Here is a 15148-nt window from a genome sequence, read left to right on the forward strand (position 1 = left end):
CTTTGGCGATGTCGCTAAAGATGTGTTGGGAGTTAACTACAACCAAGAGTTCACATTACACGCTTATGTCCTCAGAATATCGTTATCAACTTCCTGTAAAACAAGGGGATACTCGCCAGCTGGGTCAGCTGACAGGTGCCGCTTGCGCCCTAGAATGTGCAGAAATCATCAAACGTCATGCTGGATTAGTCGTTCTTGTCACTCGTGATATGCAAAATGCACTGCGTTTACAAGATGAAATCCGTCAGTTTTGTGATTATCCTGTAGAGACATTATCTGATTGGGAAACATTGCCTTACGACAGTTTTTCTCCCCATCAAGAAATAATCTCTAACCGCCTTTCTACGCTATACCGTATTCCATCACTTCTCAAGGGAATTTTAATCTTACCCGTCAATACGTTAATGCAAAAAGTCTGCCCAACAGATTATCTCGCAAGTCATGCATTAATAATGAGTAAAGGAGAGCAACTTTCTCGCGACAATTTACGCAAAACATTTGATGAGGCGGGTTATCGTCATGTAGAACAAGTGTTAGAGCATGGCGAGTATGCAACACGCGGCGCATTACTTGACCTATTCCCGATGGGCAGTGAATTTCCTTATCGAATTGACTTTTTTGATGATGAGATAGATAGCCTAAGAACTTTTGATGTTGATACGCAACGCACCTTAACAGAAGTCGAGCAGATCAAACTATTACCAGCTCATGAGTTTCCAACTGATCCTAATGCGATTGAACTCTTTCGTAGCCAATGGCGTGAACGTTTTGAAGTAAGACGTGATCCTGAACATATCTATCAACAAGTAAGTAAGCAAGTATTACCCGCAGGGATTGAATACTGGCAATCGCTCTTTTTTAGTCAGCCATTATCCAATTTATTTGCTTATTTCCCACAAAACACCTTAATTGTGACGCAAGATCTGCAAGATTGCGCTGATAAATTTTGGCAAGATATCAACCAACGTTATGAAAGCCGTCGTGTTGATCCCATGCGGCCATTACTGCCACCAGATGATATTTGGCTTAATGTCGAAACGCTCAATCAACAGTTAAAACAGTGGCCACGTATTCAACTTAAAACGCAAGCACTGCCGGAAAAAGCGGGTTATACCAATTTAGGTTATCAACCACTACCTGATTTATCAGTCAATGCACAAAGTAAATCACCGCTTGATAATCTACGCCGTTTCCAAGAGCAATTTTCTGGCAGTATTGTTTTTTCGGTTGAAAGTGAAGGTCGGCGGGAAACCGTTCAAGAGCTCTTATCTAGAATTAAAATTGCCCCCAAACAAATTATTGAATTAGCGGATGCTAAAGAGAAAGGGTGTTATTTTATTATTGGCTCTGCAGAGCATGGCTTTATTGACAATTATCGTCAGTTAGCGCTGATCTGCGAAAGTGATATGTTAGGTGAGCGAGTCCACCGTCGCCGTCAAGATAATCGTCGCACCATCAATACCGATACACTGATCCGCAATCTGGCAGAATTAAGTCCCGGACAACCTGTTGTCCATCTTCAGCATGGGGTGGGTCGTTATCAAGGTATGACCACCTTAGAAGCGGGTGGCGTAAAAGCAGAGTACTTGATCCTCTCGTATGCGGGAGATGACAAACTCTATGTTCCTGTTTCGTCACTGCATTTGATCAGTCGCTACTCTGGTGGGGCGGATGAAAATGCGCCTCTTCATAAATTAGGGGGTGATGCTTGGACTCGTGCGCGCCAAAAAGCAGCTGAAAAAGTGCGTGATGTGGCGGCGGAATTATTAGATGTTTACGCTCAACGAGCCGTTAAATCTGGTTTTGCGTTTAAATTAGATAAAGAACAATATCACACTTTCCGCCAAAGCTTCCCTTTTGAAACCACACCCGATCAAGAGATGGCAATTAATGCCGTATTAAGTGATATGTGCCAAGCCATTGCCATGGATAGGTTAGTATGTGGTGATGTTGGTTTTGGTAAGACAGAAGTTGCTATGCGTGCGGCATTTCTTGCAATAAGCAACAATAAGCAAGTGGCTATTTTGGTGCCTACTACCCTACTGGCTCAACAACACTTTGAAAACTTTCGTGATCGCTTTGCTAATTGGCCGGTCAATATTGAGATGATCTCACGTTTTCGTAGTGCCAAAGAGCAACAGCAGATCACCGAAAAATTAGCAGAAGGCACCATTGATATCGTTATTGGTACACATAAATTATTACAACCGGGCATTCAATGGAAAGACTTAGGGTTATTAATTGTTGATGAGGAGCATCGCTTCGGTGTACGTCATAAAGAGCGTATTAAAGCAATGCGTGCCAATGTCGATATATTAACCTTAACGGCTACCCCTATTCCTCGTACGCTAAATATGGCGATGAGTGGTATGCGTGATCTGTCAATTATTGCCACCCCACCCGCTCGCCGTTTATCCGTTAAAACATTTGTCCGCGAATATGATGATCTGGTTGTTAGAGAGGCTATCTTGCGTGAAACATTACGTGGCGGGCAAGTGTACTATTTGTATAACGATGTTGAAAATATAGAGAAAGCGCGTGATAGGCTAGCACAGTTAGTACCTGAAGCTCGTATTGGTATTGGCCATGGGCAAATGCGTGAACGTGAGCTTGAACGTGTGATGAACGATTTTCACCATCAACGATTTAATGTATTGCTCTGCACCACCATTATAGAAACGGGTATTGATATTCCGAGTGCCAATACCATTATTATTGAACGTGCCGATCACTTTGGTTTAGCGCAGCTACACCAATTACGTGGACGCGTTGGTCGCTCTCACCATCAAGCCTATGCTTATCTATTAACCCCTCATCCCAAAGCAATGACTAAAGATGCCCATAAACGCTTAGAAGCGATTGCCTCCCTAGAAGATCTCGGCGCAGGTTTTGCTTTAGCCACACATGATCTAGAAATTCGTGGTGCGGGAGAGTTATTAGGTGAAGAGCAAAGCGGTCAAATGAATACCGTTGGCTTCTCTTTATATATGGAGTTATTGGAAAGTGCAGTTGAAGCATTAAAAGAGGGTCGAGAGCCATCATTAGAAGATCTGACCAATCAGCAAACCGAAATTGAATTAAGAATGCCGGTGCTATTGCCCGATGATTATATTCCTGATGTCAATGTAAGACTCTCTTTCTATAAACGTATTGCCAGTGCCAAAGACTTAAATGAACTTAATGATCTAAGGGCAGAGCTTATTGATAGATTCGGCACCTTACCTGATGCAGGACGCAACTTATTACGTAATGCGGCGATTCGATTAAGCGCCATGAGTTTAGGTATATCTCGCATTGAAGCTCATGACAAAGGTGGCTTTATTGAGTTTGGTGAAAAAAATAATGTCGACCCGACTTATTTAATCGGTTTATTGCAAGAGCAACCGAGCGTCTTCCGTTTAGATGGCCCTACCAAATTGAAATTTATGATAAGCCTAACCGATCGAGAAAAACGACTCACTTTTATCGACGATATGCTCACCGCTTTTAGTGAACACAAAATAAACGCATTGTCTGTTTAGATAACAAAATGCAAAAAGGCCTAACATAATAAATATTAGGCCTTTTTTATCTTATCAGTTATCAGCATTAATGCTAAAAAGAAAACCGTTACTCTTTACGGCAAGGAATATTTTCATTCATAGAACAATATGGCTCTTGCTCCAAAACAAGTCGGCCATCGCTATCTAGCGCAATGATATCGCCCGGTTTAAATGTCGTTCTCACTTTACCCGGTGTACCATCAATTGTGTAAAGCACATCATAACCGATAACTCGCCTTTCTTGGCGATAAATGGGAATACATTCTCTAAATTGAGCATAAGGGAAGTGAGCAATACTTTTATTGTTTAGCGCTTCTATCATATAGAAAACACGACACTCTTGCTCTGCGGGATGAAAACGCGATAATTTTTCTGGTGTAAATTGTGTAGGCAGTCCAATACGATGGCAATACTCTTCTGTCACAAAAACGGTTGATTTAATCGGTGTTGCTGAAACCACATGGGCAAATTGTGGCCGTGGAAATATCCACTTCCAAGCGACAAATAAAAGAATAGCTAATACAAGGATTAGTCCTATTAGTGTGAACTTTTTGCTATCAACACTCACTTTTTCCCCTTTTTATGCGTTTATCCCTATTTTACTATTTTTTTGTTATAAGCGGATTTCACTCTTTTATCACCATGTTGTAATTCAATATGTTGAATGAATAAGCTTATATGAAAAAATATATTATTACGTCCTTGCTGATTAACATCATAAGTAAACTATGTACTTATAACATGGTAAATACACCACTAATTATTGTTTTAATCAGTTAATTAAATACGCGCTATTTTCTAATTATTTTCAAAAATATTAAGAATGAACTTAAATATTTCTTATCTCATCAATGAAAGCTGATTTCATTTACATATTTATAAATATAGCGTAATGATAACATCAAGTTAACAAATGTAATCTCTTTTAAGAAACTTCTTCATTAACCTTTACATAGTCGATTTGCTTTTCACTATGCGTAACAGACTGGTTTGTACATAAAGATAATAAAAATAATAGATTAAATACATGTTTTTTATTCACATATATTATTTATAAGTTTTAATATGTATCTTTAAATACCATAACATTTTATGACCTAAATAAATTCTTAAAAGCGCCTATTTCTATTTAAGAAAAATCTTAATTTATGAAAAACCCCTATTCTATTGAAGATTATTTTTATATATAAATAAGTTAATTTATAGAAATAATACTATATTTTTCATATAGTTATTTTAAATTAAATCTTAATATTATTAAAAAATTAATTCGATATCCACATAAATATTTTCTACTGAATTAATCATCTAATTCAGAGATTCTTATTTTGACGGTTCACAATTATTACTACTCTTTAGATAGATAAAACCCCCGACAATATAAATACTGCGGGGGGTTAAAATAAACTTTTGTTTGCTAAAAGAAACAAAAGTTAGAAAAATAAACCATTATTCACTAATGAAGTTTTAGTTTTGGTCTAATCACACGATTGATTGATCCAACTAACATCATCAAACCTGTTTTAAGATAACCATGTAACGCAATTTGATGCATACGGTATAAAGAAATATAAACGATACGTGCAATACGCCCTTCTATCATCATATCGCCTTTCATTAAGTTGCCCATCAAACTCCCTACCGTACTAAATTTAGAGAGCGAAACTAACGAGCCATGATCTTTAAACACATATTCTTTTAACGTTTTACCCTTTAACATGGCTAAAATATTGCTATAACAACGGCTTGCCATTTGATGAGCGGATTGTGCTCTTGGCGGAACAAACCCTCCTTCTTTTCGCGGACAGGATGCACAATCACCAATCGCAAAAATCGCATCATCTAATGTTGTTTGTAGTGTCGGCTTAACGACTAATTGGTTAATACGATTGGTTTCTAATCCAGCGATATCTTTCATAAAGTCTGGGGCTTTGATCCCCGCAGCCCAAACCATCAGATCAGCATCAATATGCTCGCCATCTTTGGTATTTAACCCTTTTTCATCGGCGCTTGTTACCATGGTTTTCGTCATCACGCGCACACCCAACTTAGTCAGCTCTTGGTGTGCTGCACTTGAAATACGCACGGGTAATGCAGGTAATATTCGCTCACCCGCCTCAACAAGCGTGATATTAAGGGCTGATGGCGCTAATTTTTTTAAACCATAACTATTGAGTTGGCGAACAGCATTGTGTAATTCGGCAGATAATTCCACTCCAGTTGCACCACCACCCACAATCGCAATATTTACTTTACGATTTTCAGCTTCTGCGTTGGAGTCTGCTGAATATTTTAAAAATAAATTGAGCATTTCATTATGAAAACGGTGTGCTTGCTGTGGGCTATCTAAAAAGATGCAGTGCTCTTTGATCCCTGGGGTGCCAAAATCATTAGATTTACTGCCTAAGGCCATGACTAAAATATCATAATCGAGTTGACGCTCTGGAACTAATAGCTCTTGATTTTCATCATAAATAGCAGCCAAAGTGATATTTTTATGTTGGCGATCAAGCCCTGTTAAAGTGCCTAATTGAAAATTAAAGTGATGGTTATAACCATGAGCGAGATAACTTAATGCATCAACACCATCATCTAACGAGCCTGTGGCAACTTCATGTAACAGAGGTTTCCATAAGTGACTATTATTTCTATCAACAAGGGTAATTTCTGCTTTTTTTTTGCGCCCTAACTTATCACCCAATTTAGTCGCTAGTTCTAATCCACCAGCTCCACCACCGACTATAACAATTTTTGTTAATGACATATAACGTCACTCCTAAAGATATTTACTGTTGTTATTTAAGTCATCTTGGTTAAATCCACTTAAATAACGACAGTTAAAACGTTTCAGTCAATGATTTCGATAATAGCCAAAGCTCATTGGCAATATGGTCATACCAAAGTTGATTTATATCAAAAAAATTTGAATTTTCATACCTGTTTTTTGATGAATCGAGTCATTTAGGTTGTTTTTCATTCGCCAATAGAACATCTTATTAACATATGGCTATTTTTTACCATAACTATCAATTAGATAGAGGATATAAGTGAATAATTCAGTCGGAATATGAGAGGGGCTTAAAATAATAAAGAAAAGGAAAAATATAAATCAAAAAAGATGGACAAAATGCACTCTGTCCATCTTACATAAGCCAATTTTAAGCGGGGATTTTGCTATTAAATGCTTTAATTTTAAAAAGATGTTCTGACAAGCTTTTGAACTTATGTGTCTGCGTTTCATCCCAAATAATCGAATAATAAGGTGATAACTCATCAGCAGAACGCTGGTTATCTAAAATCTCATCATGACGGGATAAAATCACTAATGCATTGTCTCTATTTTTAGAGCGAAAATCTTGAATACACTTAGTGGCAATATCTAAATACTCTTCAGGTCTATCAATCTTATCAGTCATATTTTCATATGGAAAAAGATTGGGGTTAATCATTACTTGGCGAATATTAGATAAAAAACCGATACGCTCTGCCCAGTAGCCACCTAATCCAACACCACAAATCAGCACCGGCTGTTTTGTCGATTTAATCAGTTTATCCGTCTCTTTGAGTAGGTGTTGCATATCGTGACGTGGATGCAACGTACTGTAACTGAGAAAACGGACATCAGGATCAATAAACTGTAGCTGTAATACCTTCTCATGATTTCCCGGACTGGTGGAATCAAAGCCATGTAAATATATAATCATGCGCGCTCCTGCCATTGCTCCTGTAATTGGGTCAGCATTTGATTCGCTTTTTTCCAACGATCAGATGCTTGCAGTTCACTTAATGTGTAACGACCTCGGTGATGGTACAACGCCGAAATGCGTTCTGCTTTGACAAAGGACAGGTTATCTAACACACTTACCGCCCCTTTACGGTTATTACACACTAAAAGCATATCACAACCCGCATCTAATGAACGTTGTGCTCTCTGCGCATAACTTCCCATAATAGCGGCACCTTCCATAGATAAATCATCAGAGAAAATAACGCCTTGGAAACCGAGTTGTTCACGTAAAATTGATTTCAACCAATAAGGAGAGCCACTTGCTGGACGCTCATCAATCTGAGAATAAATAACATGAGCTGGCATAATGGCATCTAATAATTGACGTTGGATAAAATCTTTAAAGATAGCCATATCACGTTGACGAATATCGTTTAAAGAGCGCTCATCACGTGGCGTTTCTTTATGGGAATCGGCTCTGACTGCACCATGACCAGGAAAATGCTTACCTGTTGATTTCATACCTGCAGAGCGCATTCCTTTAATAAAGCTTTCCGCCATATCCATAGCAATTTCTGGACACTCATGGAAAGAACGCTCACCGATAGCAATACAGTCATGACCAAGATCTAGGACTGGAGCAAAGCTAATATCAATATCCATTGCGATCATTTCTGATGCCATTAACCAACCGGCCTCTTGTGCTAAGCGACTAGCTTGATAGCGCTCATTAAGCGCAGCATAAGATTGCGCGGCAGGTAAGCGAGTAAAACCATCACGAAATCGCTGTACTCGCCCTCCTTCTTGGTCAACGGCAATCACTAAACGCTCATGGGAAGCATCACGGATTTGGCGCACTAATTCATTTAACTGCTCAGCGTCGTGGAAGTTGCGGGTAAAGAGGATCAAACCACCAACAAGGGGATGCTTTAAAATTTCACGCTCCTCGTTATCGAGCTCATATCCTTCAACATCAAGCATTACAGGACCCATAACATTCCTCTCTTTGTTATTGCAATAATAAAATCTTTTCAATTCATCAGACTAAAATAGCGACGTAAAGGTTCAGACATAGCCAAAAACGCGTTATCTTTGGTTTGTTGCCAACGAACCTCATACCACATCAGCATCATATACAAGATAAAGGGTTCTCTTGATAAAATACGCTGCTTTAATACGTTAACCGAATAAAACGGCTGCTGTTGTGGGTGTTGCCTATTTTGCTGATCATTATTTAATTCAGTATAGTGATGATATGCACAATACTCATGTAAAAATGCTGTTTGTTGTGCGCTGTTTAACTGATTTGCGGCAAAAAATGTCATTAATGAATCTGCCGTATCAATATCAGCGGCATATTCCCAATCAATAAATTTTATACCTGAATCGCTCAGAAGGATATTCTCAGGATGAAGATCCATGTGAGCTGGCGCGTATTTTATGAGTGTACGTCGAGGTTGACGTAAAAAATCGTGATGTAAACGTAACCACTTTGGTGATAATCGTTTTCTGTCAATATGATACCAATAGACTGAAAGTTCATGCCACAAATCAAGAGGAAGCCCAAAAGGTTTTTGCTGATGTAACTTAGCAATTTGATGAGCTAATAATTTGAGATGGGAGCCAAATAACTGCTGATGAGTAAGATGCTCACCCTCTAGCCACTGGAAAAAAAACCATGCACCATGGCGTTTAATAATATTTGGTGCAAGCTGAGTATTTAATAACTGTTTTAAAATCGAAGACTCTTTTTTAGCCCTGACAAAAAGTGCCGTTTTTTCAGTGCCATAATAACGAGCAACCCAATCTATCCCATTAGTTTGCAAACGAAAAGTACCGCCTCCTAATCCCGCTAAGGCGGTTATTTGCCACTGTGATAAGGGTATTGCGGGAAACCATTCCCGCAATAGGCTCAATAACTGTTGTTGATAAGACTTACTCAACCTTATGGCGCCCGCTCCAGAGTATTTCTCCGCTCGCAACCGACATTAATTGCATGCTGATCACACGATTATCTTTCTTACCATCGACAGTAACAGTAGAAAACAAAATATAGTCTGCTTGCAAATAACGCGCTAAACCAATTGCCGCACTGCGCAATCCTAAGCTATCTTCACCGGATAGTCCTAATGCTTTTCTTGCTGACATCATTTGTGCATAAGGAACCGTTTGTAATGCACTAATACTATTTACTGAGTCGATAATTGTATTAGTAGCATTAACTGCCTGGATGTTTCCGCCCGAATTATTTTTTACATTATCAACCACTAATAATTTGCCAGTTGCTAAATCATCCGTAACAGACATCTCTCTAATTAATGGCTGAATGGCCGCGTTCCAATTAATACTGGTTATTTTTGGCGGTGTTGGTACAACCTCTATGGGTGGCTCGATAGGTTTAGGTGGCTCTGTTGGCTCTGTGGGAGTAACAGGCTCTACAGGTGCTGGGGGTTGTTGTGGTAACATCGATGGACAACCTGCCAGTAAAAATACCGCTGCCACCACAAATAGCATTTTTTTCATATGACTACCTTATCCTAAGTAAAGAGATAGACTCTGACATAACTCACTGTTTTATTGGGTATATCAGCACTGATCTCAGTATCACCATCGCCCAAAATCATCACATCATTTACGCGGCCTGCCGGAGAAATTTCCAGTCCTTGCTCGTTATACCAATAAAAACGATAACGAATAGAGACAGGATAAGATCGCGTATTCGATAACGTCACCGTGGCGCGACTCCCCTGTTCATAACGCGTTAATAATGGTTTGCCTGCCACAATACCTACAGCTAAAACCGACGGCTCCATCACAATAGATTGTTGACGATTAAAATAGAGTTTATTGTCTGAATGAGACGCAAAACATCCAGCCAATAACGTTGTCATCAACAATACTATAAGTAATGAATAAACCCTTTTAGCTTGTTTTATCATGCTGCTACCTTGTTGCCATGATGATCTATTATCACATTAGATTATTTGCTTAATAATGGCCCTAATGGTTTTCCACCTAAAAGATGCATATGAATATGGAAAACTTCTTGCCCACCATGTTTATTGCAATTCATTACTAAACGATATCCCTCTTCTGCAATACCTTCTTGCTGAGCAATTTTAGCTGCCACAACAAATAGATGACCTAAAACTTGTTCATCTTGTGCAGTAACATCGTTTACCGTTGGAATAAGTTTATTGGGGATAATTAAAATATGAGTAGGCGCTTGGGGTGAAATATCACGAAATGCAGTGACAGTATCATCTTGAAAAACGATATCTGCAGGAATTTCACCACGAATAATTTTACTAAAAATTGTCTCTTCTGCCATTTTTATCACCTTATTATTTATTTTAATTCCTAGCCATCACTCGCCAATATTTCTATTGAACAACTTAGTCTGCGAGGTTTGGTATTTGAAAAAGTGTTGCAAAATTACGGGTGGTTTGCTGAGCAAGCTCTTCTATGCTCACCCCTTTTAATACGGCCATATACTCAGCAACATCACGTACATAAGCGGGTTGGTTCTCTTTACCACGATGAGGCACTGGCGCTAAATATGGTGAATCCGTTTCAACCAGAATACGATCAAGTGGTACGATACGTGCAGCTTCTCTAATTTGCTCGGCATTTCTAAATGTCACAATGCCTGAAAAAGAGATGTACATACCAAGATCAAGTAGCGCCATTGCTGTTTCTTTATCCTCCGTAAAACAGTGCAATACACCACCACAGTCTTGAACCTTTTCTTCTTTTAAAATAGTTAGCGTATCTTCACGAGCGCTACGCGTATGTACAATAACAGGTTTATTAACTTGGCGCCCAATGCGAATATGTTCACGGAAAATTTCACGCTGAAGTGACGCATTTTCTTGTTGATAATAGTAGTCTAAACCTGTTTCGCCTAATGCAACAACATCGGCCTCAGCTGCAAGGCGCGCAAGCTCAGCGACATCGTGTCCCTCATCAAGGTTTAATGGGTGAATACCACAAGAAAAAGCCACATTATCACGCTTGCCGATCAGTTCGCGCATATTTTTAAAGCCGGGTAATGTTGTTGCGACAGCTAACATATATTTGACATCACGCTGTTGTGCTTTTTCTACAACATCATCAATATTTTTGTGCAGTTTTTCATAATCTAAGCTGTCAAGATGGCAGTGTGAATCAACTAAAAACATAATGTACTCTCATCGTTATATAACTTTATATTATTTCTTTTACTTGTCTGCTAAATGGAAAGGGAAATTATTTCCCTAGAGCAACTAGCTGGGCTTCCCAATCAAGTAACTGTTCTGCCAACAATAGCTCTTTATTGATTGCTGGAATGGTAACTAATTGATGGCGACACTGTTTCCAGCTTTCGCTCACCGCTAACAACATTGCAGAAGGCAACTGTGATAACGCCATAATTAATGGCTGCTTATCTTGGTTGACACAATACACTTCAGCATGAGTTTGTCGTTTTAAAGCATCCAACAGTAATGATAATAACCAATAGATCTTACGTTCAGCATTATCTTGATTGAACTGAGCTAACAACCCATATAAATTTCGTTGTTGTAAGCTAACATATAACGCTTGGCAGAAGGCTTCCCTTTCTTGCCATTCTTGTTTTAGTAATGATAACGCTAAAACGGGCGCACCTTGAGATAGGTTTAATGCTGTGACACCATCGGCATAAGCCATATTAGGTAGCTGTTGTTGTAGCCAGTGTATCGCATAATTCATCTCAGGCGGTGCTAAATGGTAATAGAAACAGCGACTACGTAGTGTTGCTAGCAATATTTCAGGTTGTTGACAATTCAATAAAAAATAGCAATTAACTGGTGGCTCTTCTAAGGTCTTTAATAACGCATTGGCTGCCGCTTCTGTTAATGCCTCAACCTCTTTTATCCATACCACTCGTGAGCCACCTTGTTGTGCATGGTGCTCAAGCTTTTCGGTGACTTTTCTGACCGCTTCGATCCCTATTGATGACTTTCCCTTTTCATTTTGCAAGATATGCCAATCTGGATGTGTTTCTGCCAACATCAAACGGCAACTATGACACTCATTACAGCTTTTTGAACCCTGCTTATTCTGACACATTAACCAACGACTTAATCCATAAGAAAGTGCATCAGCCCCCATTCCTTGAGATGCATGCAACAAAATCGCATGATGACCACGCCCTTCTTGGTACATACTTACCAGTTGTCGATATGCCTGATTTAACCAAGGATACCAATTCATAATGCGCTATTTTCCTGAGTCAGCCACTGATTGAGTACATCGCGAATATCCGCTTGTACTTTATCAATATCTTGTGATGCATCAATGGTAATAATCGAGGCGTCTTCTTTTGCTAATGCTTGATAACGTTCGCGAGTGCGGTAAAAAAAGTCCATAGACTCTTTTTCTATTCTGTCCAATTCACCTCGTGCTCGTGCTCTGGCTAGACCAACTGCCGGATCTAAATCAAGATAAAGCGTAAGATCAGGTTTAAAATCGGCTAATACCGTATCACGTAGTGACTTCATCAGGGCTTTGTCAATTCCTCGACCACCACCTTGATATGCTTGTGAAGAGAGATCGTGTCTATCCCCTATCACCCACTTACCTTGGGCTAAAGCTGGTTTTATCACATTTTCAACCAGTTGCACACGTGCAGCATATAACATTAGCAATTCAGCTTTATCAGTAACTTTTTCGCCTTTAATACCTTGTTTAATCAATTCCCGTAATTTTTCTGCAAGCGGAGTTCCCCCCGGCTCGCGCGTAAAGGCCAAATCGGTGATCCCTTGTTGTTTTAATGTATCAACAACCGTTTGAATAGCACTGGTTTTGCCAGCCCCTTCTAATCCTTCAATAACAATAAATTTGCTGTTTTTCATAATTATCTTTGTTGTAAGCGTCGGTATTGTGCGACGGCTTTATTATGCTCCGCCAACGTTGTAGAAAATTTATGCCCCCCAGTGCCATCTGCGACAAAATAGAGATAACGTGTATCCGCAGGATGTGCTGCGGCTTTAATGGAAGCAACACTTGGCATAGCAATCGGTGTTGGCGGTAGCCCATCAATTTGGTAGGTATTGTAAGGCGTATAGCCATTAAGATCACTGCGATAAATTGTACCGCGATATTTATCACCTAACCCATAAATCACAGTGGGATCAGTTTGTAAGCGCATATTACGTTTTAAACGATTAACAAACACTGAGGCCACTTTGGTTCTTTCTGCATCAATGCCAGTCTCTTTTTCAATAATCGATGCCATAATCAACATTTCATAGGCAGATTTATAGGGTAAATCACTATCGCGTTTTAGCCACTCTTCTTCTAATGTTTTTTCCATTTGCTGATAAGCACGTTTTAAAATGGCAATATCCGTCGTGCCTGCAGTGTAATGGTAAGTATCAGGAGCAAACCAACCCTCAAGATGGGTAATTTCAGGCTTCATTCCTATCTCTTGGCGTAACTTATCGCTTTCCATACCATTTGCGACAATCTTTAACTCAGGGGCTTTATCAAAAATAGCTTGCCAATCACTTAAACGGCTACCCTCGATAAATCGAATCGTAAACTGCGCCTCTTTGCCACTTTTTATTAACAGCAAAACATCCCGCAGTGTCATACCTTTTGTTAAACGATAAGTCCCTGCTTTAAATTGACTGAGTTCTGGTTTTACTTTTAATAAAATTTGAAAATAATCTCCTTGTTTAAGAAGATTATTCTTAATAAGCAATTGTTCCATCGCAATACGCCCTGTTCCTGCCGGAACAGTAAGCAGCATTTCATCTTGCTTTACCACAACATTGTTCTCTAACCCACGAAGGCTTTGCATAATATATAATGTGGCTGCGCCAGCGCTAATCAATAATGCAAAAAAGGCTATCCAAACTAATTTTTTTATCTTCATTTATAACTCATCAAACGTTAAGTCAGTGACAAACAGTGTTGTAAAACAACATGGTAAGCGTCTCTATCGCGATATTGATAGTGCTTATCATCTGAAAAATAGATCTGTTTTACGGGAATAATGGGCATCAGTGCATTGGTTAACCAAATTTCATCTGCTTGATAGAGCGTTTGCGGTTTTTCTCGCACAATGTGAATATCCCACTCCAATTGTTGCGCAAAATCTAATACCTGCTGGCGCATGATCCCATTCACCCCCGAAAGGCTAATATCCGGAGTAAATAATTGATTTCCTTTACGCCAGAAAAGATTTGCGGCATTCGCTTCAACTAAATATCCTTCATTGTCACACACTAACATGTCATCAAATGGGGTTGTTTCTAAATGGTGTTTAATCAGCACTTGCTCTAAGCGATTAAGATGTTTGATACCGGCTAATAAACTATTTTGTCCCAATCTCACTGGGCTAATGGCTAAAGAAACCCCTTGCTTTTGTAAGTTATGATAATAAAACGGGTAAGTTGAGCAGGATGTGATCACTGTGGGTGTGTCAAAGCCTTTCGATGAATAGCCTCGCCCACCGCTTCCGCGGCTAATAATCACCTTAATAACACTTTTTTCAGTGATTGTGGACGCTATTTGTAGAAGATGGCTGGCTAACCATTGCCAGTCTGGTGAGGGTAAAAACAGTGCATCACAACCGCGTTGTAAACGCTTAAGGTGAGCAGATAATAGAATAGGTTTACCTTGTTCAACGGCAAGTGTTGTAAAACAGCCATCACCAAATTGTACCGCGCGATCACTTACATTGATGCTTTGTTGCTGTTGTCCATTTACCCAATACATCAAACACCTTATTTATAATCTATGTTATTGATATTTTTTGTACATGATAAACAAGTTAATGTAAAAGGACAAAGCTATAGATAAAATAAAAGACCCAGCATGACGTCTGGGTCTTTAGACTAATTCAATACGC

At 39.2% G+C, this 15148-nt stretch carries 14 protein-coding genes; 1 reads left to right on the plus strand and 13 read right to left on the minus strand.

All coding sequences use genetic code 11. The features are described from left to right. The first annotated feature begins 65 nt into the window (after positions 1 to 65). Complete coding sequence (gene mfd, locus AACV01_RS15585; RefSeq protein ID WP_161683203.1) at positions 66 to 3521, plus strand: transcription-repair coupling factor; 3456 nt, start codon at positions 66 to 68, stop codon at positions 3519 to 3521. 88 nt (positions 3522 to 3609) lie between these two features. On the opposite strand, the gene umoD is transcribed toward mfd, so the two are convergent. From umoD to pabC, 13 genes are all read right to left on the minus strand, one after another. After that, positions 3610 to 4110: a flagellar biogenesis regulator UmoD gene (umoD, locus tag AACV01_RS15590; RefSeq protein WP_004247102.1), complete on the minus strand. Its 501-nt coding sequence runs from the start codon at positions 4108 to 4110 to the stop codon at positions 3610 to 3612. A gap of 888 nt (positions 4111 to 4998) precedes the next feature. Then, positions 4999 to 6306, minus strand: a complete 1308-nt coding sequence (locus AACV01_RS15595; RefSeq protein ID WP_004247101.1) for an NAD(P)/FAD-dependent oxidoreductase — start codon at positions 6304 to 6306, stop codon at positions 4999 to 5001. A gap of 394 nt (positions 6307 to 6700) precedes the next feature. After that, entirely contained in the window at positions 6701 to 7246 is a 546-nt protein-coding gene (gene ycfP, locus AACV01_RS15600) for an alpha/beta hydrolase YcfP (protein ID WP_004247100.1), read from the minus strand. Beyond that, on the minus strand, positions 7243 to 8262 hold the full coding sequence (nagZ, locus tag AACV01_RS15605; RefSeq protein ID WP_004247099.1) for a beta-N-acetylhexosaminidase: 1020 nt from the start codon (positions 8260 to 8262) through the stop codon (positions 7243 to 7245). The genes ycfP and nagZ overlap by 4 nt, the downstream gene beginning before the upstream one ends. A gap of 38 nt (positions 8263 to 8300) precedes the next feature. Beyond that, on the minus strand, positions 8301 to 9212 hold the full coding sequence (locus AACV01_RS15610) for a phosphotransferase (RefSeq protein ID WP_161683205.1): 912 nt from the start codon (positions 9210 to 9212) through the stop codon (positions 8301 to 8303). Then, positions 9205 to 9792: a penicillin-binding protein activator LpoB gene (locus AACV01_RS15615; protein WP_161683207.1), complete on the minus strand. Its 588-nt coding sequence runs from the start codon at positions 9790 to 9792 to the stop codon at positions 9205 to 9207. The genes AACV01_RS15610 and AACV01_RS15615 overlap by 8 nt, the downstream gene beginning before the upstream one ends. 14 nt (positions 9793 to 9806) lie before the next feature. Next, positions 9807 to 10208, minus strand: a complete 402-nt coding sequence (locus AACV01_RS15620; RefSeq protein ID WP_004247095.1) for a YcfL family protein — start codon at positions 10206 to 10208, stop codon at positions 9807 to 9809. Positions 10209 to 10249: 41 nt separating this feature from the next. Next, positions 10250 to 10600, minus strand: coding sequence for a purine nucleoside phosphoramidase (gene hinT / locus AACV01_RS15625; protein ID WP_004247827.1), 351 nt, complete (start codon positions 10598 to 10600; stop codon positions 10250 to 10252). Between the two features lie 64 nt (positions 10601 to 10664). After that, entirely contained in the window at positions 10665 to 11450 is a 786-nt protein-coding gene (locus AACV01_RS15630; RefSeq protein ID WP_004247093.1) for a metal-dependent hydrolase, read from the minus strand. A 67-nt stretch (positions 11451 to 11517) separates the two neighbouring features. Beyond that, positions 11518 to 12504 (minus strand): DNA polymerase III subunit delta', encoded by a 987-nt coding sequence (gene holB, locus AACV01_RS15635; RefSeq protein WP_004247825.1) that lies wholly within the window; start codon positions 12502 to 12504, stop codon positions 11518 to 11520. Further along, a complete protein-coding gene (gene tmk, locus AACV01_RS15640) occupies positions 12501 to 13145 on the minus strand; it encodes a dTMP kinase (RefSeq protein WP_020945515.1) in 645 nt (214 codons plus the stop codon). Before tmk ends, holB begins: the two co-directional genes overlap by 4 nt. Before the next feature lie 2 nt (positions 13146 to 13147). Beyond that, complete coding sequence (gene mltG, locus AACV01_RS15645) at positions 13148 to 14170, minus strand: endolytic transglycosylase MltG (RefSeq protein ID WP_004247090.1); 1023 nt, start codon at positions 14168 to 14170, stop codon at positions 13148 to 13150. Between the two features lie 17 nt (positions 14171 to 14187). Further along, complete coding sequence (pabC, locus tag AACV01_RS15650) at positions 14188 to 15015, minus strand: aminodeoxychorismate lyase (RefSeq protein ID WP_020945513.1); 828 nt, start codon at positions 15013 to 15015, stop codon at positions 14188 to 14190. Positions 15016 to 15148: the final 133 nt, after the last annotated feature.

Origin of the sequence: Proteus sp. G2609, from assembly GCF_963896135.1 — a bacterium.
GTDB classification, from domain to species: domain Bacteria; phylum Pseudomonadota; class Gammaproteobacteria; order Enterobacterales; family Enterobacteriaceae; genus Proteus; species Proteus mirabilis.

Excerpts from the sequence above, each read along its gene's own strand:
- tmk (WP_020945515.1), bottom strand. The coding sequence starts at position 13,145 with ATGAAAAACAGCAAATTTATTGTTATTGAAGGATTAGAAGGGGCTGGC.
- hinT (WP_004247827.1), bottom strand. The coding sequence starts at position 10,600 with ATGGCAGAAGAGACAATTTTTAGTAAAATTATTCGTGGTGAAATTCCT.
- mltG (WP_004247090.1), bottom strand. The coding sequence starts at position 14,170 with ATGAAGATAAAAAAATTAGTTTGGATAGCCTTTTTTGCATTATTGATT.
- AACV01_RS15615 (WP_161683207.1), bottom strand. The coding sequence starts at position 9,792 with ATGAAAAAAATGCTATTTGTGGTGGCAGCGGTATTTTTACTGGCAGGT.
- mfd (WP_161683203.1), top strand. The coding sequence starts at position 66 with ATGTCCTCAGAATATCGTTATCAACTTCCTGTAAAACAAGGGGATACT.
- ycfP (WP_004247100.1), bottom strand. The coding sequence starts at position 7,246 with ATGATTATATATTTACATGGCTTTGATTCCACCAGTCCGGGAAATCAT.
- AACV01_RS15595 (WP_004247101.1), bottom strand. The coding sequence starts at position 6,306 with ATGTCATTAACAAAAATTGTTATAGTCGGTGGTGGAGCTGGTGGATTA.
- holB (WP_004247825.1), bottom strand. The coding sequence starts at position 12,504 with ATGAATTGGTATCCTTGGTTAAATCAGGCATATCGACAACTGGTAAGT.
- AACV01_RS15630 (WP_004247093.1), bottom strand. The coding sequence starts at position 11,450 with ATGTTTTTAGTTGATTCACACTGCCATCTTGACAGCTTAGATTATGAA.
- pabC (WP_020945513.1), bottom strand. The coding sequence starts at position 15,015 with ATGTATTGGGTAAATGGACAACAGCAACAAAGCATCAATGTAAGTGAT.
- nagZ (WP_004247099.1), bottom strand. The coding sequence starts at position 8,262 with ATGGGTCCTGTAATGCTTGATGTTGAAGGATATGAGCTCGATAACGAG.
- AACV01_RS15620 (WP_004247095.1), bottom strand. The coding sequence starts at position 10,208 with ATGATAAAACAAGCTAAAAGGGTTTATTCATTACTTATAGTATTGTTG.